This window comes from Roseateles sp. GW821-FHT09H11, assembly GCF_059415845.1.
The window spans coordinates 156283-182317 of the sequence record NZ_JBWKOA010000007.1 but is presented as its reverse complement, the minus strand read 5'-3'; the positions used below and the strand labels follow the sequence as shown (position 1 = coordinate 182317).

21 protein-coding genes are annotated in these 26035 nt (G+C 70.4%); 13 read left to right on the top strand and 8 right to left on the bottom strand.

The genetic code is table 11. The annotated features are described in order from the left end of the window. Positions 1-4 precede the first annotated feature (4 nt). From AC07PR_RS22890 to AC07PR_RS22875, 4 genes are read right to left on the bottom strand one after another with little or no spacing between them, the layout of a single operon-like run. A complete protein-coding gene (locus tag AC07PR_RS22890) occupies positions 5-811 on the bottom strand; it encodes an ABC transporter ATP-binding protein (protein ID WP_495136674.1) in 807 nt (268 codons plus the stop codon). Continuing rightward, entirely contained in the window at positions 808-1761 is a 954-nt protein-coding gene (locus tag AC07PR_RS22885; protein WP_483108469.1) for an ABC transporter ATP-binding protein, read from the bottom strand. The genes AC07PR_RS22890 and AC07PR_RS22885 overlap by 4 nt, the downstream gene beginning before the upstream one ends. Next, positions 1758-2567, bottom strand: coding sequence for an ABC transporter permease (locus tag AC07PR_RS22880; RefSeq protein WP_495136673.1), 810 nt, complete (start codon positions 2565-2567; stop codon positions 1758-1760). The genes AC07PR_RS22885 and AC07PR_RS22880 overlap by 4 nt, the downstream gene beginning before the upstream one ends. A gap of 10 nt (positions 2568-2577) precedes the next feature. After that, on the bottom strand, positions 2578-3555 hold the full coding sequence (locus AC07PR_RS22875) for an ABC transporter permease (RefSeq protein WP_377158532.1): 978 nt from the start codon (positions 3553-3555) through the stop codon (positions 2578-2580). 224 nt (positions 3556-3779) lie between these two features. Here AC07PR_RS22875 and AC07PR_RS22870 point away from each other — a divergent pair, with 224 nt between their 5' ends. Then, complete coding sequence (locus AC07PR_RS22870; protein WP_483108466.1) at positions 3780-4508, top strand: cistern family PEP-CTERM protein; 729 nt, start codon at positions 3780-3782, stop codon at positions 4506-4508. A 53-nt stretch (positions 4509-4561) separates the two neighbouring features. Here AC07PR_RS22870 and AC07PR_RS22865 read toward each other — a convergent pair whose 3' ends face one another. From AC07PR_RS22865 to AC07PR_RS22850, 4 genes are all read right to left on the bottom strand, one after another. Beyond that, positions 4562-6802 carry a S8 family serine peptidase gene (locus AC07PR_RS22865; RefSeq protein WP_495136672.1) on the bottom strand — a complete coding sequence of 747 codons (2241 nt, stop codon included), beginning with the start codon at positions 6800-6802 and terminating at the stop codon, positions 4562-4564. A gap of 229 nt (positions 6803-7031) precedes the next feature. Continuing rightward, positions 7032-8402: an MATE family efflux transporter gene (locus AC07PR_RS22860; protein ID WP_483108464.1), complete on the bottom strand. Its 1371-nt coding sequence runs from the start codon at positions 8400-8402 to the stop codon at positions 7032-7034. A gap of 201 nt (positions 8403-8603) precedes the next feature. Continuing rightward, complete coding sequence (locus AC07PR_RS22855; protein WP_431101109.1) at positions 8604-8867, bottom strand: hypothetical protein; 264 nt, start codon at positions 8865-8867, stop codon at positions 8604-8606. A gap of 93 nt (positions 8868-8960) precedes the next feature. Beyond that, positions 8961-10133 (bottom strand): phospholipase A, encoded by a 1173-nt coding sequence (locus AC07PR_RS22850; RefSeq protein WP_495136671.1) that lies wholly within the window; start codon positions 10131-10133, stop codon positions 8961-8963. A 134-nt stretch (positions 10134-10267) separates the two neighbouring features. Here AC07PR_RS22850 and AC07PR_RS22845 point away from each other — a divergent pair, with 134 nt between their 5' ends. From AC07PR_RS22845 to AC07PR_RS22790, 12 genes are all read left to right on the top strand, one after another. Beyond that, positions 10268-11671, top strand: coding sequence for a hypothetical protein (locus AC07PR_RS22845; protein ID WP_495136670.1), 1404 nt, complete (start codon positions 10268-10270; stop codon positions 11669-11671). A 117-nt stretch (positions 11672-11788) separates the two neighbouring features. Then, complete coding sequence (locus tag AC07PR_RS22840; RefSeq protein WP_495136669.1) at positions 11789-12682, top strand: N-acetylmuramic acid 6-phosphate etherase; 894 nt, start codon at positions 11789-11791, stop codon at positions 12680-12682. A 98-nt stretch (positions 12683-12780) separates the two neighbouring features. Beyond that, positions 12781-14082 (top strand): MFS transporter, encoded by a 1302-nt coding sequence (locus AC07PR_RS22835; RefSeq protein ID WP_483108460.1) that lies wholly within the window; start codon positions 12781-12783, stop codon positions 14080-14082. Then, a complete protein-coding gene (locus tag AC07PR_RS22830) occupies positions 14079-15257 on the top strand; it encodes an acyltransferase family protein (RefSeq protein ID WP_495136668.1) in 1179 nt (392 codons plus the stop codon). Before AC07PR_RS22835 ends, AC07PR_RS22830 begins: the two co-directional genes overlap by 4 nt. Positions 15258-15310: 53 nt before the next feature. After that, positions 15311-16825, top strand: a complete 1515-nt coding sequence (locus tag AC07PR_RS22825) for a glycoside hydrolase family 10-like protein (RefSeq protein WP_495136667.1) — start codon at positions 15311-15313, stop codon at positions 16823-16825. A gap of 613 nt (positions 16826-17438) precedes the next feature. Next, the gene (locus AC07PR_RS22820; RefSeq protein ID WP_495136666.1) at positions 17439-19835 is read left to right on the top strand and encodes a TonB-dependent receptor; all 2397 of its coding nucleotides are present in this window, start codon (positions 17439-17441) and stop codon (positions 19833-19835) included. A gap of 278 nt (positions 19836-20113) precedes the next feature. Continuing rightward, the gene (locus AC07PR_RS22815) at positions 20114-21052 is read left to right on the top strand and encodes an N-acetylglucosamine kinase (RefSeq protein WP_495136665.1); all 939 of its coding nucleotides are present in this window, start codon (positions 20114-20116) and stop codon (positions 21050-21052) included. Next, positions 21049-21897 carry an N-acetylmuramoyl-L-alanine amidase gene (locus AC07PR_RS22810; RefSeq protein ID WP_377158555.1) on the top strand — a complete coding sequence of 283 codons (849 nt, stop codon included), beginning with the start codon at positions 21049-21051 and terminating at the stop codon, positions 21895-21897. Before AC07PR_RS22815 ends, AC07PR_RS22810 begins: the two co-directional genes overlap by 4 nt. A gap of 45 nt (positions 21898-21942) precedes the next feature. Further along, on the top strand, positions 21943-22947 hold the full coding sequence (locus AC07PR_RS22805) for an ABC transporter permease subunit (protein WP_431101098.1): 1005 nt from the start codon (positions 21943-21945) through the stop codon (positions 22945-22947). Positions 22948-23034: 87 nt separating this feature from the next. Continuing rightward, the gene (locus AC07PR_RS22800; protein ID WP_377158557.1) at positions 23035-23946 is read left to right on the top strand and encodes an ABC transporter permease subunit; all 912 of its coding nucleotides are present in this window, start codon (positions 23035-23037) and stop codon (positions 23944-23946) included. After that, positions 23946-24890 (top strand): ABC transporter ATP-binding protein, encoded by a 945-nt coding sequence (locus AC07PR_RS22795; protein WP_377158559.1) that lies wholly within the window; start codon positions 23946-23948, stop codon positions 24888-24890. Before AC07PR_RS22800 ends, AC07PR_RS22795 begins: the two co-directional genes overlap by 1 nt. Beyond that, positions 24887-25873, top strand: coding sequence for a peptide ABC transporter ATP-binding protein (locus tag AC07PR_RS22790; RefSeq protein WP_495136664.1), 987 nt, complete (start codon positions 24887-24889; stop codon positions 25871-25873). Before AC07PR_RS22795 ends, AC07PR_RS22790 begins: the two co-directional genes overlap by 4 nt. Positions 25874-26035 lie beyond the last annotated feature (162 nt).

Sequence of the window (26035 nt, the reverse complement as noted above, 5' to 3'; positions counted from 1 at the left end):
CGGATCATGCCAAAGCGGCGAGCAGGTCCTGCGTGTACGGGTGTTGCGGCTCGCCCAGGACGCGCGCGGCGGGTCCGTGCTCGACAGCCTCGCCGCCGCGCAGCACCAGCGCGCGATCGCACAGGACCTCGATCGCCGGCAGGTCGTGACTGACGATGACGAGGCTGATGCCGTCGCGTCGCTGCAGCTCGCGCAGCAGCGCCAGGATCTGCGCCTGCACCGAGACATCGAGCGCCGACAGCGGTTCGTCCGCGACGATCAGGCGAGGCCGTGTCGACAGCGCCCGCGCGATCGCCAGCCGCTGGCGCTGGCCGCCGGAGAACTGATGCGGGAAGCGCAGCGCGGCGTCGGCCTCCAGCCCGACGGCGGCGAGCACCTCGGCCACGCGCTCGCGGCGCTGGGCGTCGTTCATGGGCAAGGCCTGGAGCGGCTCCATCACGCTGCGTCCGACGCGCCAGCGCGGATCGAGCGAACCGTACGGATCCTGGAACACCATCTGCACCCGCGGCCGCAGCGCGCGCCGATCGCGCGCCGCCATCGCGTTCACGTCCTGCCCGTCCCACCACACGCGCCCCTGATGCGGGCGCTCCAGCGCCATGACGAGCCGCGCCAGCGTGCTCTTCCCCGCGCCCGATTCGCCGATGACACCGAGCGACTCGCCAGGCACCAGCGTGAAGTCGATGTCGCGCAGGACCGACCGACCGCCGTAGCGCTGGCCGAGACCCTCGACCTGCAGCAACGGGGTCGCCGAGGGTGGCGGCTTCACCGGGGATGCCGGAGAAGGCACCGTCATCGAGGACGGCCCGGTCATGGTGTCACCTCCCAGCAGGCCAGGCGGCCGTCGAAGCGCGGAGGCTCCGCGGCGCAGCGTGCCGTCGCCAAGGGACAGCGCGGCGTGAACGGGCAACCCTCGCCGAGCTGCGTCAGCGCCGGCACGTTCCCCTTGAGCGGATGGAGCGCCTGGTCGCGCCCGGCCCCCAGCCGCGGCCGCGCGGCCCACAGGGCCTGCGTGTACGGATGGCGCGGGTGGTCGAGCAGCTCCGGCCCGGCGCCCTGCTCCATCACGCGCCCGCCGTACAGGATCGCCAGGCGGTCGACGCGGCGCGCCGTCAGTGCCAGGTCGTGCGAGATCAGCAGCAGCCCCATGCCGCGTTCGGTCACCAGGTCGCGCAACAGGTCCAGCACCTGCACGCGCAGGCGTGCATCGAGCGCCGTGGTGGGCTCGTCGGCGATCAGCAGGTCCGGCTCCGCGGCGAGCGCCATCGCGATCAGCGCGCGCTGCCGCTGACCGCCGGACAGTTGATGCGGGTAGGCGCGCGCCTGGCGCTCATCGAGACCCACGCGCGTCAGCAGCGCCATCGCGCGCTCGCGGGCGGAGGCGCGGTCCGGCAGCAGCCGATGGAGGAGGATCGGCTCCGTCACCTGCGCCAGCACGCGCTGGAGCGGATTCAACGCCGTCAGCGGCTCCTGGAACACCATCGCGAGGCGACGGCCCCGCAGGCCGCACCAGCCGTCCTCATCGAGCGTGAGAAGCTCGCGGCCGTCGAGCGCGATCCGTCCGGTGACTTCGGCGCCTTCGGGCAGCAGGCCCATCGCGGCGAGCGCCGTCAGCGTCTTGCCGCTGCCGGACTCGCCGATCAGCGCGAGGCTCTCGCCGCGCGCCAGCGACAGGTCGATGCCGCGCAGCGCGTGCAGACGCTCGCCGCGGCGCCCGGGCAGATGCACGTGGAGATCGCGGATCTCGAGCAGCGGGGCGCTCATCGCGGCTGCTCCTTCGGATCGAGCCGGTCGCGCAGGCCGTCGCCGAGCAGGTTCAGCCCGAGCACCGCCAGCGTGATCGCGACGCCGGGCGCGAGCGCCAGCTGCGGCGCTTCGAACATCAGCGTCTGGGCCTCGGCGAGCAGCCGGCCCCAACTGGCCTGCGGCGGCTGGGTGCCCAGGCCGAGGTAGGACAGGCCGGCCTCGGCCAGGATCGCGAGCGCGAAGCTGGTCGTGCCCTGCACGATCAGCAGCGGGAGCAACTGAGGCAAGACATGACGCCACGTGATCGACCACGGCCCCTGGCCGGCGACGCGGGCGGCGAGCACGAAATCGCGCGCCCACCAGCTCTTGGCGCTGCCGTTGACCAGTCGCGCGAACGAGGGCACCGCGTGCAGCCCGATCGCCGCCATCGCGACCGTCATGCCGGGGCCGAGCGCGGCGGCCAGCAGGATCGCGAGCAGCAGCGCGGGGAAGGCGTAGCCGAGGTCGGCACCGCGCAGGATGAGCGCCTCCACCGGACCGCGCCGCGCGGCCGCGAGCAGGCCCAGCGCCGTGCCCGCGATCAGCCCGATGCCGACGGCGACGATGCCGACCAGCCAGGCGCTGCGCGCGCCGGCCATCAGGCGGCTGAACACATCGCGGCCGAGCTGGTCGCAGCCCAGCCAGTGCGCGAGGCTCGGCGACGCGAGCCGGCGGGTCATGTCGATCTGCTCGGGCGGCCACGGGGTCCAGGCCAGCGACAGCAGCGCGGTCAGGAGCAGCAGCGCGGTGAGCACGATGCCCGCGAAGAATCCGGCGCGCTTCATGTCCGAGCCCTCATGCCTCGGTCCTCGTGCGCAGCCGCGGGTCGATCCAGCCGTGCAGCAGGTCGATCGCGAAGTTGAGGAGCAGCACCAGCGCCGCGAGCCCCATGACGCCGTTGCGCACGACGATCAGGTCGCGGTTGGCGATGGCCTGCGCCATCAGCCGACCGAGTCCGGGCAGGGTGAAGACGTTCTCGATGACGATGGTGCCGGCGAGCAGGTTGGCGAACTGCAGGCCGCCAAGGGTCAGCAGCGGGATCGCCGCATGGCGCAGGCCGTGGCGCCACAGCGCCGCGCGGCGCGACAGGCCCTTGGCGCGGGCGCTGCGCATGAAGTCCTCGCGGACGATGTCGAGCAGCGCCGATCGCGCGATGCGCGCCAGGATCGCGGCCTGCACCAGCGCCAGCGCGGCGGCGGGCAGCAGCAGCGCGCGCAGGCCGGGCCACAGGCCGCCGCCGAGGTCCTCGCGCCAGCCGGGGAAGCCGCCGGCATCGAACCACTGCAGCTTCACCGCGAAGAGCAGCACCAGCAGCATGCCGAGCCAGAAGCTGGGCACCGCCAGACCGAGCTGGGTCAGACCCATCACGAGGTGATCGCCGGCACGCCCTTGCTGGCTCGCGGCCCACCAGCCGGCGGCCAGCGCCAGCACGACGGTCAGTGCCATCGCCATCAGCGCGAGCGGCAGCGTCAGCGCGAGCCGCTCCAGGAGGAGATCCATGACCGGCGCGCCGTAGGCATAGGACAGACCGAGATCACCGCGCACGAGCCCGGTGAGCCAGTCGACGTAGCGGTGCCAGGCGGGCTGGTCCAGGCCCAACTGACGCGCAAGCGCGGCGACGGCCTCGGGCGGCGCCTCGGGGCCCATGATCAATTGGGCGGCATTGCCGGGCAGCCATTCCAGCGCGCCGAAGATCAGCGCCGAGGCGGCCAGCAGCGTCAGCAGCAGCACGGCCAGGCGCTTGAGCAGGTAGTTCATCGCGGGCGGGATCATAGGGGTCGCCAGCGTCTCGCCCGCCGCCCTGTCGGGCCATCCAGGCCGCGCAATCGGCGTGCCGTACGGTGTCGCACTTTTTTACAGTTTCACCGGCATCTTTATCACATTGGCCAGAATCAGCCGCTGGATCAAGCACTTGGCGCATTGGCCCGGCTTATGCATATCCCGGACACAGGGGGACAAACAAGAAGCCACGTGCACTGCCCGGAAAGGGGTCGGTCATGAAACCAACAAGGATCCGTTGGGTCGTCGCCGCGGCGGCGCTGAGCCTCTGCAGCCAGGCGCAGGCCGCGGCTGTGCTGTTCAACAGCCTCAACAGCACGGCGACGCTGCTGTTCACAGGCGCCCAGGACGGGGCGACGCTGAACGCCACGGTCAAGTTCACGCTGACCTCCTGGTCGGCGCAGACGGCGACCTTCTCGACCATCGTCACCAACAACTCAAGCGGCCCGGGCCAGAACGTGCTGATGGCCTTCGGCATCACCGCGATCTCGCCGACGCTGACCGGAGCCAGCACCAATTCGGCGGCCTGGGGGGCGGGCATCGACGTCAACTTCCCCTCGTTCCAGAACATCGATCTCTGCCTGCTGTCCGGCAACCAGTGCGCGGGCGGATCGATCAACGACGGCCTCGGCATGGGCGGATCGTCCTCCTTCAACCTCACGCTGACGACCGACGCGTCCAACAACTTCATGACGCAGGGCATCGGCTTCACCAGCCCCTACGCCATCAAGTTCCAGGGCGTGGGGACCCTGGGCAGGTCGATCGAGTTCGAGGGCTGCATCCAGGGCACCGGGGCCTGCGGCGGCGGCGGTGGTGGCGCGGGCGGCAGCAACGGCAACGTGCCGGAACCGAACGCGCTGGCGCTGCTGGCGGCCGCCGCGCTGGCAGCCGGGTTGGCGCGCCGCCGGACGCCGCGGTTGCCGTGGCTGCCCAGCTTCTCCCGCTGAGCACAGCGCACTGAAGGAAGGCCCGCCTCGGCGGGCCTTTTTCGTGGTGCGTCCTACTTCGAGACCGTCGTCGTGGCCACGCTGGTGTTGCCGGCCGCGTCGCGGGCGACCGCCTGGATCGTGTGCGCGCCCGTCGACGCCTTCTTGACGTTCCAGGTGTAGCTGAGGCTCGTTCCGGTGCCGCTGGCGACCAGTTCGCCGTCGATGTAGATCGTCTGGCGGATGCCGGCCGCGCCACCGTTGTCGGCGGCGCTCGTCGAGATGGTGACGGTATTGCCGGCGACCTTGCTGTTGCTGGCCGGCCTGGTGATCGCGATCGTCGGCGGCTCCGTGTCGGCCAGGGCCGCATTGGCGACGGTCAAGGTCACCGGCGCACTGGTGGCGCTGTTGCCGGCCGCGTCGACCGCGGTGGCGGTGATCGTGACGGGGCCGTTCGCCACCGCCGCCGAGTTCCAGCTGAACCCATAGGGCGCCGAAGTGTCGGAGGCGACGACCGCGCCGTTGACGCGCAGATCGACGCGCACGACGGCCTGGTTGTCGGCGGCGGCGGCGTCCACCGCGACCAGCCCGCTGACGAGCGCGCCGGGCAGCGGCGCGCCGACCGAGACGACGGGCGGCTGCGTGTCGGGCGCCGGCGCGGCCAGAACGGCCTGCATCGCGGCACCGGCGTTGACGCGGCCCCAGCCGTAGAACGGATCGCGGCCGGCGGCACCGAGATCCGTGGCGGTGCTGAACAGCACGTTCTGGATCGCGCCACCGCTCATCGTCGGGCGGGCCGACATCAGCAGCGCCACGGTGCCGGCGACGACCGGGCTCGCGAACGAGGTGCCCCACCACGCGCCGTAGCCGCCGCCGCGGTTGGTGGTCCAGATGTTCTGTCCCGGCGCGGCGATCGCGACAAAGGCGCCGTAGCTCGACCAGCTCGTGCGGTTGTCGGTCTCGTCGGTGGCCGAGACGGGAATCATGCTGGCCGTGGGGGCGAGGCCTTCATCGATCCCGTTGTTGCCGGCGGACACGATCACCAGCCCGCCCTTGCTGCGCATGTCGTCGGCGGCGCCCTGCACGGTGGCGCTGCCGGCGACGCCGCCATAGCTGATGTTGGCCACGCGGGCACCCTGGTCCGCGGCCCAGTTCAGGCCCTGGGCCACGGTGCTCCAGTACGCATAGGCGTTGGCGTCGGCGATGCGCACCGGCATCAGCGACGCCTGCCCGGCTACGGCGGCGACACCGATGCCGTTGTTCATCGCCGCAGCCGCGGCACCGGCCACCGCGGTGCCGTGGCCGTGCACGTCGCTGGTGTCGGCGTTGCCGTCATAGAAGTTCCAGCCGGGGACCAGGCGGCCAGCCAGGTCGGGGTGGGTCGCGTCGACGCCGGTATCCAGGATCGCGATCCTGATGCCGGCCCCCTGCGCGCTGTCCCAGGCCAGCGGCGCGTTGATCCGCGCGAGGTGCCACTCGCTGCCCAGGTAGGGGTCATTGGGTGTCATCGCCGGGGAGATGCGCATGTCGAGTTCGGCCGACTTCAACTGCGGATGGCGCGCGAGCAGCATCGCGACGGCCGTCTCCGACGCATTGGGAGGCAGATCGACGATCGCCAGCGAAGAGCGGCCGATGCGGCGCGCCTTGCCGCCATGCGGCGAGAGGATCTTGTCGAGGTCCTTGTCGCCCAGGCCGGCCCGCATCTGCACGAGCACGCGCTGGCGCGCCCAGCCGTTGGCGGTCCCGGCGGCGGGCGGCGGCATCTCGAGCGCCGACTGCGGTCCCCCGGGGCGCACACGCAGCGCCTGCGCAAGTGCGTCGAAGGCATCGGGCTTGCGACGCGTCAGGCGCGCGAGCATGCGGCCGTCGACGGTCATCGCCACGCAGTGGTCGCCTTCGCAGAACACCAATGCGCTGGCCTCGTCGGAGGCCTTCCACGCGGACAGATCGAGCCGGTCGCAGAGTTGGCCGCCGATCAGCGCGTGGCGGATCTCGTCGTCATAGCGGTACTGCCCGCTGACGCCGGCGCGGCCGAGCATGACGAGGTCGTCGACGCGGAGGTCCGCGATGCGCTGGGCGAGCTGCCTCCGGACGTCGGGACTGAGATCGGTGTAGCGGTCCAGACCGCTCGCGGCGGACGCGTCGTCGCGCAGCAATTCGGGCCGGGCGGGTGCGCACGGCGGCGCGGAAGACGGCATCGCCGTCGAAGCCGCGGCTGCGGCGAGGACGAAGGAGGCAAGCATGGGCATGACGATCCCCTCGACTCCGCCGGGTCCGCCGACCTTGCCGGCGAACGCCGCGGGGCGTGTTGTCACCCCCCTGCTCCTCGCCGACGCGTCTGCGCGCGACCGGCACGCAAGACGCAGCAAGCCCCGGGCCAGCGCGGCAAGTGGCGATGGGCATTGAGAATTTTCAGTGCCGCGATCGGCACGCGCGCGGGAGTGTCAATTTCGCCGACGGTGAGACCGGGATCCACGCCGCGCTGCGCTGACGAACGCCGGGCTCAGTGCCGCGAAATCCCGGCACCACGGTGGCGGTCGCGACTCAGTGGCCCCGTGCCGCCAGACGCAGTCGCCGATGCACCGCCCTCGCCTGCGGCACCCAGCCCAGCCGCGCCCATCGGCGCCACATCAGCAGGCCGCGGATCCACTCGTCGGCGGCGTAGGCGATCCACAGGCCCACCAGGCCGAGTCCCAGCACCTCGCCCAGCAGCCAGCTGCCGCCGGCCAGCACGAGGAGCATCGACCCCGCGCCCACCATCACCGGGTACTTCGCGTCGCCCGCCGCGCGCAGCGCGTTGATGACGACGAGGTTGAAGGTCCGCCCCGGCTCCAGGATCACCGTGATCCACATCAGCACCACCGCGCTGGCGAGAATCTTCTGGTCGTGCGTGAACATCTGCAGCAGCCACGGCGAGGCCGCCGCCGCACCGGCCGCCACCACGACGCTGATCAGGAGCCCGCGGGCGAGTGCGCGTCGCACCAGGCGGTGCGCCTCGTGCAGCTGCCCTGCGCCGATCAGGTGGCCGACGACGATCTCCGCCGCGAAGCCCGTCGCCAGGCCTGGCAGCAGCACGAAGTACATCAGCTGCGAGGTGTAGCTGTGCGCCGCCAGCGCCGACGCGCCGAGGTGCCCCGCGATCGCCACGCTCACCATGTAGGCCAGCCGGTAGGCGATGTTCTCCGCCGCGCCCGGCAGGCCGATGTGCAGCACGCCGGCAAGCTCCGCGCGCGGCAGGCGCCACCAGTCCGACGCCTTCGGCCGCAGGTCCAGCCGCGCGCGCCACAGCCACACGTGCAGGCCGAGGCCGAACGCCCGGCTCACCGCCAGCGCCACCGCGAAGCCCGGCAGGCCGAGCTGCGGCATCAACGTGATCGACAGCAGCAGTTGCGCCACCTGCATCGCCACCAGCACCATCAGGGTGTCGCGGCTGCGCAGGTGGGCGCGCATCACGCTCGCCATCGAGGCATTCCAGGCGTCGAGCATCATGGCCGGCGCCAGCGCCATCAGGAAGGGCTGCGACAACGGCAGCACCTCCGCCGGCGCATTCATCAATCGCAGCAGCGGCCCCGCGAAGAGCAGCGCCATCAGCGCCGTGACGCCGCCCAGCCAGGTGCTCGCGCCGAGCGCCGCCCGCGCCGTCGCATCGGCCACCGCGCGACGGCCTCCGCCCAGCGCCTGCGTGATCACCACGCTGATGCCGGCGCCGATGATGCGGAACAGGATGAACAGCGTCGCCGCCAGCTGGTTGGCCAGGGCGAATGCGGCGCCGGCGGGATCGGAGATCCGCGCCGCCAGCATCGTCCCGATCACCCCGATGGCGATGCCCAGGCAGAGCTCGAGGAACAGCGGCCAGGCCAGTGCGAACAGGCGGGGCGACGGCGTGGGGGGCGAATGGGATGAGGGGGACGACATGGACGGCGGCGGCAGGGAGGTCCGCGCCGCCGCTGACAGCGGTGGACACGACGCGCGGAATTCTCGCGTGATGCCTTCGGGCCGGGGGCCGTAACCGCGATGAAACCGACATGAAACCGTGACGGCGCCGGAAGGACGCCCGGGTCTGTGGTTTCGCCGCCACCGCGGCGGGCGATCATCGATCGCCCGAGGGCCGCCGGTTCAGCCCGACGCGGGTCCCGGCGGGGTGGCGACCGGGCACATCGGCAGCCCGCCGGCCATGAGCGTGGCGCGTTCGGCGTCTTCGGCCTGCCGCAGCGAGACCAGTTCCGAACGCGCGCCGTAGAGCTCGTCGAGCTCCTCCAGCAGCAGCGCGCGCACCTGCGCCTCCGTCGTGGGCGGTAGCGCACGGACCCATTGGCGGTCGCGCCCGTCCAGGCGGTAGACCACGACCCAGATCACGCAGGTGTCGATGAATGCGGACATCCGCGCAGCCTAGTCCAGCCGCACCGGGCTGACGATGGGGACTGCCCCGACCTGTGCGCCATATTCATCGAATCAAAGCCCCAGGAAGAGGCATCAGCGCCACTCGACGACCGACACCCCCAGCCCGATCCGGGACTCGCGGAAGTTGTAGTCGATGAGGCTCTCCCCGTAGCCGCTGAACAGCTGCAGGTAGCCGTGCAGCCCGCCGCCGATCGGGAAGGCCCACTCCAGCTGCGCCGATCCGCGCGAACGATCGCCCCCCTTCAGGCTGTGCCGCGCCGTGAGGGCCAGGACGTGCCGGCCCAGCTTCTGCGTCACCAGCATCTCGCCGCGGCCGACATAGTCCTGGATGCCCGGGTTGTCGTCGCTGCCGGTGTTGAGGATCCGCCACCAGGGGCGCAGGCTCACCGTGGTCTCGCCGCGCTCCAGGCTGAGCTCGCCGATCACCCGGTTCCAGCTGCGCGACAGCGGCACCGCCCGCCCGTTGGACTGGTGGTTCAGGCTCAGGCCCACCATGCTGGCCTTCCAGCCGAACGGCAGCTCGACGTCGGTGCCGTGGGTCACGATCAGCTCGGGCTCGTAATTGGTCTCGCGGAACGGTCGCGACTCGCGCCCGTTGTAGATCTGCCAGCGCGAGTTCTGCGTGTACGCGCCCCACACCGACAGGGTGCCGTGATCGTCCAACGCCCAGATCTTGGACTTCAGGCTGATCTGGAACTTGGCCTCGTTCTTGTCCAGGTCCAGCGCCTGGACCACGCCGTTGTCCGGGCTTTCCGACGAGGACGGCGCCGGGGTCCGGTTGGATCGCGAGGTCCACGACACCGGCAACAGGTAGACCGGCCGGTGGGGGCGCGGCAGGAAGCGCGGCATCTGGTCGCGGCAGGACAGTTCCCAGCGCTCCGACAGCGTCGAGCCGAGGTAGTTGCGGGCGCTGCCGGAGGCCTCCGGCAGACGCGTGCAGGGATCGTCCACACGCGGCGAACTCGCCGCGGCGGCCACCGGCAAGGCGGCCGGCACCGGCTGGAGCCGGACCTGGGCCGCCGCGGAGGGCGGCGGCGCGTCGGGGGCCCGGCCGTTCAGGCGGTCATAACAAGCCAGACGCGCATCGTTGTCGCGGATCAGGGCGCAATCGGCCGGCGTCCTGGCCGACGAGGCCGCCGACATTGCCGGGTTCTCCGCCGGCAATGCCGCGATCTGCGCGGACGCGTCCTGCGGCATGGCCGCGATGAGCGCCGCCAGCGCGGCGGCCGCCCATGTCATCGCCATTGCCAGACGGCGGCGGAACTCCCTGATCGACATCATTGTGCTTGGCCCTTGTTCAGTCGGGCCGTCGAGTGCAAACAGCGTTCCTGGGTCCACATGGCAGAACTTTCCGCCCCGCGTCCCTAGAATCGGCCGCCATGCAGATGTATCCCTTGGTCGACCATGCGCCGGGCAAGTCCTGGCCCCGTTGGGCCGCGCTGGTCGCGCCGCTGCTTCTGGCGGCCTGCTCGCAGTTGCCCCGGACGCCGGCACCGTCCCCCGAGCCGACACCGGGCGGCGCCTTCAGCCCGGCGGCACTGCAAGCATTGCGACCGGAGCAGTTCCGCTCGACGGTCGGCTCCGCCGTCCAGGCCCAGGACCGGTGGAGCACTGACCGCGCCCGCATCCGGACGGCCTCCGCGCAGGCCTTGGCCGCGCCGCAGGACGGCGCCGCGCTGCGCGAGTTCGCCCAGGCCCTTCGTCTCGTCGCCCACTACCGGACCGAGATCGACACCGCCCGACCCGCGCTGCTCGCGGCGCTGCCGGCGCTGGACAGCCAACCGGCGGACATCCAGCGTCCGCTGCTGACCGCCGCGTACACGCTCTACGCGGTCGACGCCGCGCCGCTGCTGCGCCCGCTGCTGCCGCGATTGACCACGCCGCGCGAATTCGCGATCGCCGCCTACGCACTGATGCAGACGCGCCAGCCCGCGGACCTGGCACTGATCCAGTCCCAGCTTGCGCAGCGTGACCGCGACGAGCCACGCCTGCAGGCGCTCGCACAGGCGGTGTCCACCGCGCAGGGCGTGCCGCAGCCGGCGCGTCCGCCGCTGGCCGACCTGCTGGCGATCCGTCCGGGCCATCCTGTCGTGTTCAGCTTCCAGCGGCCTGGCCGCCAGCAGATGGGTCTGGCTTTGGTGCGACAAGCCGACGGCCGCTTCGTGCGGCGTCCCGACGGCGGCCTGTTCAACATCGAGCAACTGGCGCTGTCCAGCAGCGGCCTGCCGGGCACGATCACGCTGGGCAACACGCCGCAAGGCCTCTTCACGATCCAGGGCGCGGGACGCGCGGCGTCCAACATCTGGATCGGCCCCACCCCGTACCTGCACACGAAGGTGCCCGGCGAAGCGAGCGTGGCCGAATACGAGCAGCGCACCCCGGGCCCGAACGAGCCCGCCTGGTCGCTGGACCGCTACCGGGCCTTGCTGCCGGCGTCATGGCGCGACTACGCGCCGCTGCAGGAAGCCTGGCTCGCCGGCCGCGCCGGACGCGACGAGATGCTGATGCATGGCAGCACGATCGATCCGCGCTACTACGCCGGCAGCCGCTACTACCCCGGCACGCCGTCGGACGGCTGTCTGGTGGCGATGGAGTACTGGTCCCCGGACGGCGTGATGGTGCACAGCGACCAGATCGCCCTGCTGCAGGCCTTCACCGCGCAGGGCCGCGACCGCGGCTACATGGTCCTGATCGAGCTGGACGCCGCCCCCACGCCGGTGGCCCTCGCCGAGGTGATCCAGTCCGTGCTGGACGCCGAGGGCCGCACGAACGGACGCCGATGAGGCTTTTGGATTACCGTGGGTTATGACGCTCCCGCCGCGTTTCATTGGCAGCGGAGGCCGTCTCCCCACTAGAGTAGGCCGCACCTTGCGGGCCTCCCCTTCCGCTCCGGCCGAGCCATGTCCCACCCTCTGAAGACCGAAACCCCCAGCGCCCACCATCAAGACCTGGACCTGTACGACAGTGCCCGCCTGATGGAGGTCTTCATCGACGACCAGCGGTCGGCGGTGGAGGCGGTGCGGGCGGCGGCGCCCGCGCTGGCCGCGGCGGTGGACGCGGCGTTGCCGCGCATCGCGGCGGGCGGCCGGCTGCTGTATGCCGGCGCCGGGACCTCCGGCCGGCTGGGCGTGCTGGACAGCGTCGAGCTGGTGCCGACCTTCTCCTGGCCGCGTGACCGCGCGGTGGCGGTGCTGGCCGGCGGCGAAGGCGCGATGTTCGTCGCCGTCGAAGGCGCGGAGGACGACGAGCCCCAGGGCCGTCGCGACATCGAGGCGCTCGCGCCCACGCCGCAGGACGTACTGATCGGCATCGCCGCCTCGGGCCACACGCCCTACGTGCTGGGCGCGCTGGCCGCGGGGCGCGCCGCCGGTTGCCTGACGATCGCGATGGCCAACAACCCCGGCGCCGCGGTGCTGGCCGCCGGCGAGCATCCGGTCCTGCTGGACACCGGCGCCGAGGTGATCTCCGGCAGCACGCGCCTGAAGGCAGGGACCGCGCAGAAGATCGCGCTGAACACGTTCTCCAGCGCGCTGATGGTCAGGCTGCACAAGGTCTACGGCAACCTGATGGTGGACATGAAGGCCACCAACGCGAAGCTGGTCCGGCGCGCCGTCGCGTTGACGATGCGCGCCGCCGGCGCCGACGAGTCCGCCGCGCGCGCGGCGCTCGATCAATGCGGCTTCCACGTGAAGACGGCCGTCGTGATGCTGCTGCGTCAGCTCGACGCGGCCGGGGCGCTGGCGCTGCTCGCGCGACACGCCGGCGACGTGCGAGGCGCGCTCGCCGATCGCTGATCGCCGAGCTCACACCCGCCGGCCCTGCACGGTCCTCGCACGCAAGCGCTGCAATCCCCGATGCGACGCCCTCCCGGTTTGCGCCGACACTGAGCGTCATGCACGCTTCTTCCCTTCCGTCGGGTGCCGCCCCGGGCGCTCGCAGCCCCTGGCACTGGGTGCCCACGCTGTACTTCGCGCAGGGCATGCCGTACGTGGTCGTGATGACGCTGTCGGTCATCATGTACAAGAACCTGGAGATCTCGAACACCGACATCGCGCTCTACACCAGTTGGCTCTACCTGCCCTGGGTGATCAAGCCGCTGTGGTCGCCGCTGGTCGAGATGCTGGGCACCAAACGGCTGTGGGTCGTGACCCTGCAGTTCGCCGTCGGCGCGGCGCTCGCGATGGTGGCGCTGACGCTGCCGATGGAGCGCGCGTTCCAGATGTCGCTCGCCGTGCTCTGGCTGATGGCCTTCGCTTCGGCCTCGCACGACATCGCCGCCGACGGCTTCTACCTGCTCGCGCTGGAGAAGCATGAGCAGGCCGCCTTCGTCGGCGTGCGTTCGACCTTCTACCGGGTGGCCAACATCGGCGGCCAGGGCGGCCTCGTCTGGCTGGCCGGCGAGCTGCACGACCGCGGCGACAGCTGGGTGCTCGCCTGGCAGGGCGTGATGGCGGTCCTCGCGGGCGCCTTCCTGCTCCTCGCGGCGTATCACCTGTGGCGCTTGCCGCGCCCGGCCGTCGATGCCCCGCTCCCCCGCGACCAGCGCGATCCGGGCACCTTCTTCCGGATCTTCGCCGCGTTCTTCCGCAAGCCCGGACTCGCGGTGACGCTGGGTTTCCTGCTGCTCTACCGATTCCCGGAAGCGCAGCTCCTGAAGCTCGCCACGCCCTTCCTGCTCGACCCGCTGGACAAGGGCGGTCTCGCGCTGACCAACAAGCAGGTCGGCCTGGCCTACGGCACGGTCGGCCTGATCGCGCTGACGCTGGGCGGTCTGCTCGGCGGCTGGATCATCTCCCGCGTCGGCCTGAAGAAGGCGCTCTGGCCGCTGGTGCTCGCGATGCACCTGCCCAACGTCGTGTTCCTGGTCATGGCCTACGCGCATCCGGGAAGCCTCGCCGTCATCAGCGCGGCGCTGGCGGTCGAGCAGTTCGGCTACGGGCTCGGCTTCACGGCCTACCTGATGTACATGGTCCTGGTCGCCGAGGGCGCCCACAAGACCGCCCACTATGCGATCTGCACCGGCTTCATGGCGCTGGGCATGATGCTGCCGGGCATGTGGAGCGGCTGGCTGCAGGATCACCTCGGCTATCCGCACTTCTTCGCGTGGGTGCTGATCGCGACGGTCCCGTCGCTGGCCATGACCGCCCTCATCAGGATCCCCGAGAACTTCGGCCGCAAGGAGTCCACCGCGTGAGTGCCGCCTCGACCGGCGCCGGTCAGGGTGTCGGCCACGGCGGCAGCGACCGCCTGCTGTCGCTCGACGCCTTCCGCGGCTTCGCGATCGCGGCCATGCTGCTGGTCAACAACCCGGGCGACTGGTCGCAGCTCTACGCGCCGCTCGAGCACGCCGCCTGGCACGGCTGGACCTTCACCGACTGGATCTTCCCGTTCTTCGTCTTCATCAGCGGGATCTCGATGAGCTTCAGCCTGGCCCGCCGCGGCCAGGCGGCCGATCGCGTCGCCCTGCTGCGCCACATGGGGCGACGCGGCGCCACGATCATCCTCATCGGGCTGGCGCTGAATCTCTTCCCTTTCTTCCACTTCGAGACACTGCGCATCCCCGGCGTGCTGCAGCGGCTGGGCCTGATCACGATCCTGGTCGCGCCGATCGCGCTGTGGTGCGGCTGGCGCGCCCAGCTCGCGTGGTTCATCGGCCTGCTCCTCGGCTACGGCCTGGTGCAGACCTTCGTCGCCGTGCCGGACGCGCAAGGCGTCTGGCATCGCGGCTCGCTGCAGCCGGGCGAGGACGTCGGCGCCTGGCTCGACCGGACGCTGCTCGGCGGCCACCTCTGGGCGAAGAGCAAGACCTGGGACCCCGAAGGCCTGTTGAGCACGCTGCCCGCCGTCGCGAGCCAGATCGCCGGCCTGCTCGCCGGACGCTGGCTGGCGCTGCGCGGTCGAGATCCCGGCGAGAAGGCCGCCTGGTTCATGGTGTCAGGTCTTGCCTGCCTGTGGATCGCGCAGGTACTCGACGCCTGGACCCTGCCCATCAACAAGAATCTCTGGACGCCCGCCTTCGTTTTCCTCACGACGGGCTGGGGGTGCCTGGTCTTCGGCGTGTTCTACTGGCTGCTCGATGCCGCGCCCCTGCCGCGCATGCGCGACGCGATGGCGGGACGCTTGCGCCCGCTGGTGGTGTTCGGCATGAACGCGCTGTTCCTCTTCGCGCTGTCGGGCCTGGTGGCGCGGCTGCTCGGATTGATCCACGTCGCTGAGGGCGTCACGCTCAAGGCCTGGCTTGTCGCGCCGCTGCGCGCGCTGCCGGTGGATCCGCGCTTCGCGTCGCTGCTGTTCGCCATCGGTTTCGTGGCGGTGTTCTACGGCATCGCGTGGGCGATGTGGCGGCGCGGCTGGATCGTGAAAGTGTGAGCGGCCCCTGCGGCGCCGCCCGGTGAGAGCCTTCAATGCGACGACGACAGTGGATGACCGCGGCCCTGGCCGCGCCGGTGCTGGGTTCCCTGAGCACGCTCCCGGGCTGCGGCACCGCCCGGCCCCAGGCGCTGCCCGCGCTGCCGGGTCCCGCGCCCGACGATGCGCCGCCGCCGGCGCCGCGCGAGTTCCGCGCCGCCTGGGTCGCGACCGTCGCCAACATCGACTGGCCGAGCCGTCGCGGCCTGAGCGACGCGGCGCAGATCGCCGAGATCCACGCGATCCTCGACAGCGCCCGCGCGCTGCGCCTGAACGCGATCGTGCTGCAGGTGCGCACCAGTGCGGATGCCCTCTACCGGTCGACGCTGGAACCCTGGAGCGAGTACCTCTCCGGGGTCCAGGGCCAGGGACCGGGCTACGACCCGCTGACGCTGTGGATCGAGCAGGCGCATGCGCGCGGCCTCGAGCTGCACGCCTGGCTGAACCCGTACCGCGCGAAGCAGAGCGGCGGGAAGTCCGCGCCCGCCGCCACGCACCTGAGCCGCACCCGGCCCGAGTGGGTCAAGAAGTACGGCGACCAGCTCTGGATCGATCCAGGCGAGCCGGCCGCTGCCGATCACACGCTGGCCGTCTGCCGCGACCTGCTGACGCGCTACGCCGTCGACGGCCTGCACATCGACGACTACTTCTATCCCTACCCGGTCCAGGACGCGGCCAAGCAGGACATCGACTTCCCCGACGACGCGAGCTGGCTGCGCTACCTGCACGGCGGCGGGACGCTCGCGCGCGCGGACTGGCGGCGGGACAACGTCGACCAACTGGTGCGGCGGATGTACGAGCTGGTCCGCGAGTTGCGCCCCACCGCGCGCGTCGGCATCAGCCCGTTCGGTCTGCCGCGCCCGGACTTGCGCCCGGCGGGCATCACGGGGTTCTCGCAGTACGACAAGCTCTATGCCCACGTCGAGCACTGGATGGCGATGGGCTGGCTCGACTATGTGGCGCCGCAGCTCTACTGGCCCCGCGCGCAGAAACCGCAGGCCTTCGAGCCGCTGATGCGCGCCTGGCAGGGCGTCAATCCGCTGGGGCGGCATGTCTGGCCGGGCCTGTTCACGAGCCGGGCCGCCAACGAGGCCGAAGGCTGGCCGAGCGATGAGATCCCGGCGCAGATCGAAATCATGCGCACCGCGCCGTCGACCGGCGGACACCTGCACTTCAGCATGGTCGCATTGCTGAAGAACCGCCGGAACATCGCGGATACCTTGCGAGCCGGCGCTTACCTTCATCCCGCCCTGCCGCCTGAAACGCCGTGGCTGACCGCCCCCGCCTGCGGTGCCGTCACCCTGGAACGTCTGGCCGACGGCCGCCTCCGACTGTCCGCCCCGGAGGGCGCCCCGCCCCGCGCCTTTGCCCTGTGGAGGCGCGAGGCGCGTCGCGTCGACTCGCCCTGGCGCTTCGACCTCATCGGCCCTGACGGCGACCTGGGCGCCATCGGCGACGGCTGGCTGCTGAGCGCCAGCGCGGTCAACGCCGTCAATCGCGAAGGGCCGCGAGCAACGTTCTCGAATTGAACGTTACTGGCCCAAAACTGTCGATTCCACGCAACGACGAGTCAGCGCGGGGGCGCGCCCAGACTCCGTGGAAACCCTGTATCGCCCTGGTGCGCCAATAGCCCGGAAGAGCCCGTTTCAGGGCGCGCTCCGCCCGTTCCGTCGCGTTCGACAAACAGGTGGGAACGGCCTGGCGCCCCTGTCATTCCTTGTCACAAACCCACAACATCCCGCAAAGAGACTCACGCCCGTGCATCGCCAAGGCGGTTGCCGGAGCCTCCGGAATCCGCCCAGCAACAGGGCCCGCAAGCGCGAAAAGCCCCCCGCACGGCGGATTTCGCCGCATTGCTGGGGGCTGTCTCGACTGGTAGGCTTTTTGCTTGAGATGAAGGAGGAGCCGCGGCAAGACGGCTCCCGACACACGCGGGCTGGTACGAGCAGAGCTTGGCCGAGGATGTTTTCCTGGGCCGGAAAAACCAACGTAAAACGTTTGCGAGCTTGAGAAGTTCAGGACTTCGATGGACGAAAACGGTTGCGCGAAGAATCTGCCGACGGAGGGGCGGGAAGCCCTCCCCAGCTGCACCAGGGTTTCAGTTGTTAGTTCAGTTTGGTCTCGTCGCACAGGAGCGCAGGAATGAGTCAGAAGAATTGGTCGGGTTTCCGCAAAACCGCCTTGGCAGCCGCTGCGGCATTGGTCGCCGTCATGCCGGCCATGGCCCAGGAAGCCAAGAAGGACGCCGACACGTCCGCCGATGACGGCGCGCCGCGCGCCAAGGAAGACAAGGTCCGTCTGGGCACGATCACGATCGTGGGCAGCGGCGGCAAGCTGGCCGCCGGCCAGATGCTGAACGAGGACACGGCCAAGAGCCGTTCCACCGTCACCCGTGATTCCATCGACAAGAACCTGGCCTCGGGCAACCCGTTCCAGGCCCTGGCCCTGCTGCCGGGCGTCAACACCTTCAACTACGACGCAACCGGCCTGTTCGGCGGCGGCCTGACGGTCCGCGGCTTCGGCGCCGACCAGATGGGCATGATCATCAACGGCGTGCCGGTCAACGACTCGGGCGGCTACGCCGTGTACCCGCAGGAATACGCCGACCAGGAAAACCTGTGCACGCAATCGCTGGCGCAGGGCACCCCGGACGTGGACTCGCCCAACGCCGGCGCCACGGGCGGCAACGTCACTGTCACCAGCTGCGACCCGGAAGACAAGCAACGCATCCGTGTCAGCCAGGGCCTCGGTCAGCTGAGCTACACCCGCACCTTCCTGCGCTACGACACCGGCCGCTTCTTCAACAACAGCGCCAAGGTGTTCGTCAGCTTCTCGCACACCGAGGCTGACAAGTGGAAGGGCGAGGGCTCGGCCAAGAAGGACCACATCGACGCGGCCTTCCGCTGGGATATCAACCAGGACAACGTGATCCTGGGCTCGGTGCTCTACAACCGCGCGATCAACAACAACATCAACAGCATCAGCCTGGCCCAGATCCGCGCCAACGGCTACAACTTCGACTTCTCGACGAAGTTCCCCGGCCACCTGACCCCGGTGAACGGCACCGTCCAGAACGAAGCCGCCTCGGGTTACCTGCCTTCGCCGGCGTACTACAAGCTGGCCAACAACCCGTTCGAGAACGCGATCGTGTCGGTCTCGGGTTCGTTCAAGGTGGCCGAGAACACCTACCTGAAGGTCCAGCCGTACCTGTGGTACGGCTTCGGCAACGGTGGCGTGCAGCAGACCACGCTGGCGGAAACCAACACCTTCCTGAACCCGGCGACCGGCACCAAGGTCAGCATGGACCTGAACGGTGACGGCGACACGCGCGACACCATCATCGTCGGTCGCGCTTCGGTGACCCGCACCGTACGTCCCGGCGTCACCACCGAAATCAACACGCAGCTGGGCGACCACGCGCTGAAGGCCGGTGTCTGGATCGAGCGCGCCAACCACAAGCAGACCCAGCCGGGCGTGCGCGTGAGCGACGCAGGCGAGCTGTCCAGCGTCTGGCTGAACACCGACTACATCCTGCGTCCGGACGGCAGCCGCTATCAGGGCCGCGACTGGCAGACCATCAGCACTTCCGGCCAGTTCTACGCCAACGACAACTGGTCGTTCGCCGAGGACAAGGGCCTGCTGATGCTGGGCTTCCGCACCCCCTACGTGAAACGTGACGTCAAGAACTTCGCCAACGAAGGCGTGACGGCGGACTACAACTTCCAGAAGAGCTACAACGAGTTCCTTCCTCAGGTCGGCGTCCGCTACCAGATCACGCCGAGCCAGCAGATCTTCATGAACGTCGCGAAGAACTTCCGCGCGCCGCCGAACTTCGCGTTCACCGGCACGAACGTGAATGTCGCGAACAACGTCGCCACCCTGCGCTTGGCACCCAAGGCCGAGACCTCGATCAACACCGACATCGGCTACCGCTACCAGTCCAAGGACATCTCGCTGTCGGCGACGGTGTTCAACGTGGACTTCAAGGACCGCCAAGGCAACGCCTACGATCCGAACACCCTGAACAGCGTGTACACGAACATCGGTCGCGTGCGCACCCGTGGTCTGGAAATGGAAGTCGGCTCGGGCACGTTCAAGGGCTTCTCCGCCTACGGCTCGCTGACGCTGCAGGACAGCGAGGTGAAGAACGACCTCCGCCAGTCGGCCACCGTCACCCTGCCCACCAAGGGCAAGAAGATGACGCTGACGCCGGACGCCATCTTCGGCATGTCGGTGCAGTACACCTATGGCAGCTTCTACGGCCGCGTGAAGGTCAAGCGCACCGGCACGCAGATGGGCACGCTGGTGAACGACGAGGTCGTGCCGGCATACTGGGTTGGCGACTTCGACGCCGGCTACAACTTCGGCAACGTCAACGACTGGGTCAAGAACGTCCAGCTGCGCCTGAACGTCAGCAACATCGGCAATACCGCCTACCGCAACCCGAGCTCCGGCACGGTGCTGCAGGCCTCCAACACGGTGTTCTACTACCTGGGCGCCCCGCGCTTTGCGTCGGTCAGCCTGAGCGCCGACTTCTAAGTCGTCGCACCGAAGCGGCTCCGGCCGCTTCGCACGAAAACCGCGCCCTTCCGGCGCGGTTTTTTTTCGTCCGGCCGCCGGCGGTACAGGCCCCGCCGGGAAGCGATGCCTGACCCTCTCCGGCCCATGAGCCTGACTCATACCTGCCACGCGCATTGACAATGGCGAACGCACGGAGCCCCTCGTAAGCTCCGCGCGCCAACGCCGCCATGAGTCCGACGCCCTCCGCCACCGCCGATTCCCTCGCGCCTGACCGCCCAGCGCCGGTACGCGCGGGCATGTCATCCGGGCCGCTGGGACTGGGCCTGGACGCCGGCGGCACACAGACACGCTGGGCCCTCGCCCGCCCCGACGGCACCCTGGTCGCACGCGGCGAGGTCGGCGGATTCACCGCGCTGCTGCTGGACACCAGCGCCGGCCGCGTCGTGCTGACGCAGACGCTGCAATCGCTCGCCGCCGCGGTGCTGTCGCATGCGGCGCCCGGCGCCCTGCACGGGCTTCAGGCCGGCATCACCGGACTCGGCGAACCGGACGGCCCCGCCGGTCGGCAGCTGCGGGCGCTGCTCGCGCAACAGCTGGGCCTGGCGCCGGCGCAGATCCAGTGCGACAGCGACATCGCCCAGGCCTGGCACGCGCTGTTCCAACCCGGCGAGGGTTACCTCGTCTACGCCGGCACCGGCGCGATCGCGGCCTTCATCGACGAGGCCGGCACGCTGCACCGCGCCGGCGGCCGCGGTCCGCTGCTGGGCGACGAAGGCGGCGGCCAGTGGATCGCGCGCGAGGCGCTCGCGCTGGTCTGGCGCCGCGAGGACGAATCACCCGGCGCCTGGAACGATTCCCGGCTCGCGCAGCATCTCTTCGACGAACTCGGCGGCGCCGACTGGCCGACGACGCGCGCCTTCATGTACGGCGGCGACAGCGCGGCACGCCGCGGCTCGATCGGCCGTTTGGCGCTGGCCGTCGCGCGCGCCGCGGCGGATGACGACGCCGACGCGCTGGCCCTGCTGCATCGCGCCGGCCGCGAACTCGCCCGGCTGCCGCTGGCGCTCGTGCGCCGTCTGGGCGTGCGTCCCGTCAGCGCCGCCGGACGTGTGCTGCAATTGCATCCCGCGATCGAATCAGGCCTGCGCGACGCCCTGCCGCAAGACCTGTCCCTCACCGTTCATCAACCCGACACCGCTTTGGCCGCCGCGAGGCGGGCCGCGCTCGCCTCATGAAAACCAAGCTCCTGACCCTCGCCGCCGCCGCGCTGCTGGCGGCCTGCGCCACGCCCACGAGCACGTTGCAGATCGATCGCACCCACGTCTCCGAGAACCAGGACAGCCGCGCGCAGTTCCTGATCCTCCATTACACGGTGCTCGACTTCGACAAGTCGATGAAGGTGCTGACCACCGGCGGCAAGGTCTCGGCCCACTACCTGGTGCAGGAGAAGCCCTCCAAGGTCTACCAGCTGGTCGACGAGAACCGCCGCGCCTGGCACGGCGGCGTCAGCTACTGGGGCGGCGCGACCAACCTGAACTCGGCCTCGATCGGCATCGAGATCGTGAACCCCGGCTTCACCGAGACGCCGATGGGCCGCGTCTACGCGCCGTATCCGCAGGAACAGATCGACGACGTGATCAAGCTGGTCAAGGAGATCGTCGCGCGCCACGGCATCCGCTCGGACCGCATCCTCGGCCACAACGACATCGCGCCGGGCCGCAAGCAGGACCCGGGTCCGGAGTTCCCGTGGAAGCAGCTCGCCGACGCCGGCCTGATCGCCTGGCCCGACGCGACGCAGGTCCAGATCAAGCAGGCGATCTACCAGGTCGGGCCGGTGCCGGACGCCGTCTGGTTCCAGAAGCGGCTCGCGCAAGTGGGCTATCAGACGCCGCAGACCGGGATGCTGGACACCGCCACGCGCGAGGTGATCAGCACCTTCCAGATGAAGTACCGGCCCGCCGACTTCTCCGGGAACATGGACGCGGAGACGGCCGCGCTGCTGGAGGTCGTCACGACGCCCGGCGGCCTGCTGATGAAGAAGCCGCTGCCGGCGGACAGCCGGCCGCGTTCAGAGTATTGATGGTTCCCCGCTGACCCCGTCCCCGCACGCCCGCCGCCGCCCGCCTTGCTGAACTTCCTCCTCCGCCGCCTGGCCTCGTTGCTGCCGACCCTGATCGGCGTGACGCTGGTCGCCTTCGGCCTCATCCGGCTGGTGCCGGGCGATCCGATCGCGATCATGATGGGCGAGCGCGCGCTCGACGACGCCACCCATGCGCGGTTGATGCACGAGCTCGGCCTGGACCAGCCGCTGTGGCGCCAGTACGCGGACTACGTCGGCGGGTTGCTGCATGGCGACCTGGGACGCTCGCTGGTCTCGCACGAGCCGGTGTCGCACGAGTTCCTCGCGCTCTTCCCGGCCACGGCGGAACTGGCGCTCTTCGCGCTGCTGCTGGCGATCGTGCTCGGCATGGCGCTGGGCACCGGCGCGGCGCTGCGACGCGGCTCGCTGCTGGACCAGGGCGTGATGGGCGTGGCGACGGTCGGCTACTCGATGCCGGTGTTCTGGTGGGGGCTGATCCTCATCATGTTCTTCTCGGTGGGCCTGGGCTGGACGCCGGTATCGGGCCGCATCGCGGTCGAGTACGACGTCCAGCGCGTCACCGGCTTCATGCTGATCGACGCGGCCTTGCACGACGAAGCAGGCGCGTGGCGTTCGGCGCTCCGGCACCTGCTGCTGCCGGCGCTGGTGCTGGGCACCAGCACGATGGCGGTGATCGCGCGGATGACGCGCTCCAGCCTGCTGGAAGTGCTGCGCGAGGACTACATGCGCAGCGCCCGCGCGCGCGGCCTGTCGCCGGCGCGGGTGGTGCTGGTGCACGGCTTGCGCAACGCGCTGATCCCCGTGATCACGGTGATCGGATTGAAGGTCGGCAGCCTGCTGGCCGGCGCGGTGCTGACCGAGACCATCTTCAGCTGGCCCGGCATCGGCAAGTGGCTGATCGACGCGATCGCGCGGCGCGACTATCCGGTGGTGCAGGCGGGGATCCTGATCTCGGCCTGCACCTTCATCGCGGTCAACCTGCTGGTGGACCTGCTGTACGGCGTGGTGAACCCGCGCATCAGAAAATGAGCCCCCCAGTCGCTCCGCTCCTGCCCCCGAGGGGCGCAGTCCGCCTTGGGGCGGCCCGGCGGCGGACATGGCAGGGATGAGACGACCATGAGCGCCCTCCCCACCACGTCATCCGCCACGGCGGCGGTCGCGCCGCCCGGCCCCTTCGCCGAGTTCTGGCGCGGCTTCAGCGCCAACCGCGGCGCGCTCGTCGCGCTGGTCGTCTTCACGCTGCTCGCGCTGGCGGCGCTGCTCGCGCCCTGGATCGCACCGCACGATCCCGTCCGGCAGTACCGCGAGCACATGCTGACGCCGCCGATCTGGATGGACGGCGGACAGACCCGTTTCCTGCTGGGCACCGACGAGCTCGGCCGCGACCTGCTCTCGCGGCTGCTGCACGGCGCGCGCGTGTCGCTGGGCATCGGCCTGGCGTCGGTCGTGCTGTCGCTGATCCCCGGCGTGCTGCTGGGATTGCTGGCGGCGTTCCATCAACGCCTGCTCGCCCCGGTCGTCATGCGCGTGATGGACGTGATGCTGGCGCTGCCGGGGCTGCTGCTGGCGATCTGCGTGATCACCGTGCTCGGCCCGGGGCTGACGAACACGGTGATCGCGATCGCCGTCGGCAGCCTGCCGGAGTACGTCCGGCTCACCCGCGCCGCGGCGCTGGCGGAGCTCGGCAAGGACTACGTGACCGCCAGCCGCGTGGCCGGCGCGTCGACCTGGCGGCTGATGTTCTCGGCAGTGCTGCCGAACTGCCTGGCGCCGCTGATCGTCAACGCGTCGCTGAGCTTCTCGGCGGCGATCCTCGAGGCGGCGGGCCTCGGCTTCCTCGGCCTGGGCGTGCAGGCGCCGATGGCGGAGTGGGGCACGATGCTCTCGTCCGCGCGCGACTACATCGTCCGCGCCCCCTGGGTGGTCACGCTGCCGGGACTGGCGATCCTTCTCTCGGTGCTGAGCGTCAACCTGATGGGCGACGGGCTGCGCGACGCGCTCGACCCCCGCCTGAAGAGGGTCTCGTGATGCTGGAGATCCGCGACCTGCGCGTGCGCTTCGGCGCGTTCCCGGCGGTGGACGGCGTCGACCTCGACGTCGCGCCGGGCGAGGTGCTGGGCATCGTCGGCGAGTCCGGCTCCGGCAAGTCCGTCAGCATGATGGCGCTGATGGGATTGATCGATCCGCCCGGACAGGTGAGCGCGACCGCGCTGCGCTTCCAGGGTCAGGACTTGCTGGGCATGAGCGCCTCGCAGCGGCGCCGGCTGATCGGCAAGGACATCGCGATGGTGTTCCAGGACGCGTTGGCGAGCCTCAACCCGAGCTACACCGTCGGCCACCAGCTCGAGGAAGTGTTGCGCGCCCACCTGGGCCTGCGCGGCGCCGCGGCGCGCCAGCGCGCGACCGAGCTGCTGGAGCAGGTCGAGATCCCCGACGCCGCGAGCCGGCTGAAGGCCTATCCGCACGAACTTTCCGGCGGCATGAACCAGCGCGTGATGATCGCGCTGGCGATCGCGTGCTCGCCGAAACTGCTGATCGCCGACGAGCCGACGACGGCGCTCGACGTCACGATCCAGGCGCAGATCATGGACCTGCTGCTGCGCCTGCAGCGCGAGCAGGGCATGGCGCTGGTGATGATCACGCACGACCTGGCGGTGGTGGCGGAGATGGCGCAGCGCGTCGCCGTCATGTACGCGGGCCAGGTGGTGGAAACGGGCGCGTTGCCCGATGTCTTCGAGTCCCCGAAGCATCCGTACACGGCCGCGCTGATGGCGGCGATCCCGGAACACAACCGCGGCGCGCGCCGGCTGCAGGCGCTGCCGGGCATCGTGCCGGGTGCGCTGGACCGGCCGGCGGGGTGCCTGTTCTCGCCGCGCTGCCCGCGCGTGCAGCCGCGCTGCCGCGCGGAGCGTCCGGAGGTCGTCGACGGTGTGCGCTGCTTCTATCCCTTGATCGAGGAGGCCACCGCATGAGCGCCGTGCCAGACAAGCCGGTCGCTGCCGATGCGGCACCGCTGCTGGTGGCGCGCGATCTCGCCCGGCACTACCGCGTGAGCCGCGGCTGGCTCGCGCCGAAGGCGACGGTGCGGGCGCTCGACGGCGTGAGCTTCTCGCTGTCGCCGGGCAAGACGCTGGCCGTGGTCGGCGAATCGGGCTGCGGCAAGTCCACGCTGGCGCGGGCGCTGACGCTCATCGAGACGCCGACCTCCGGCGACCTGCGGATCCATGGCCGCGACGCCGCCGACGCGTCGGCGCGCAAGGCCTTGCGGCGCGACGTGCAGATGGTGTTCCAGAACCCGTACGCCGCGCTGAATCCGCGCAAGACGATCGCCTCCACGCTGGCCGAGCCGCTGGTGATCAACACGTCGCTGAGCCGCGCCGAGCGGCAGGAGCGCATCGAAGCGCTGGCCGCGAAGGTGGGGCTGCGCCAGGAGCATCTGCAGCGTTACCCGCACATGTTCTCGGGCGGCCAACGCCAGCGCATCGCGATCGCGCGGGCGATGGTGATGCAGCCAGGCATCGTCGTCGCCGACGAGCCGACGTCGGCACTGGACCTGTCGATCCAGGCGCAGATCCTGAATCTCTTCATGGACCTGCAGGAGGAGTTCGGGACCGGCTACGTGTTCATCTCGCACAACCTGGCGGTGGTGGAGCACGTGGCGGACGAGGTGATGGTGATGTACCTCGGCCGCGTGGTGGAGCACGGCGAGAAGCGCCGTGTCTTCGCCAAGCCGCTGCACCCGTACACGCAGGCGCTGATCAGCGCCACCCCGGCGCTGCGCCCGGCGGATCGCCGCCAGCGCATCCGCATCCACGGCGAGCTGCCCAGCCCGCTGAAGCCGCCGACGGGATGCGCGTTCCATCAGCGCTGCCCGATGGCCGTCGCGCGCTGCGCCGAGGTGCGGCCGGAATTGCGGGAGATCGATGGGCGGCTTGTGGCCTGCGATGTGATCTGAGGACTGATCACATCGAATGGAAGGCGTGAAAGCGACCTGCGCTTTCGAGTCAGCAATTCGGCTGGTTGAGGTGATTGCGGGCGACATCGGACAGGCGTGAAATTGCTGCCCACCATTCGTTGGAGCCTCCTCCATGTCATTCCGTCTGCCCGAGACCGCCTG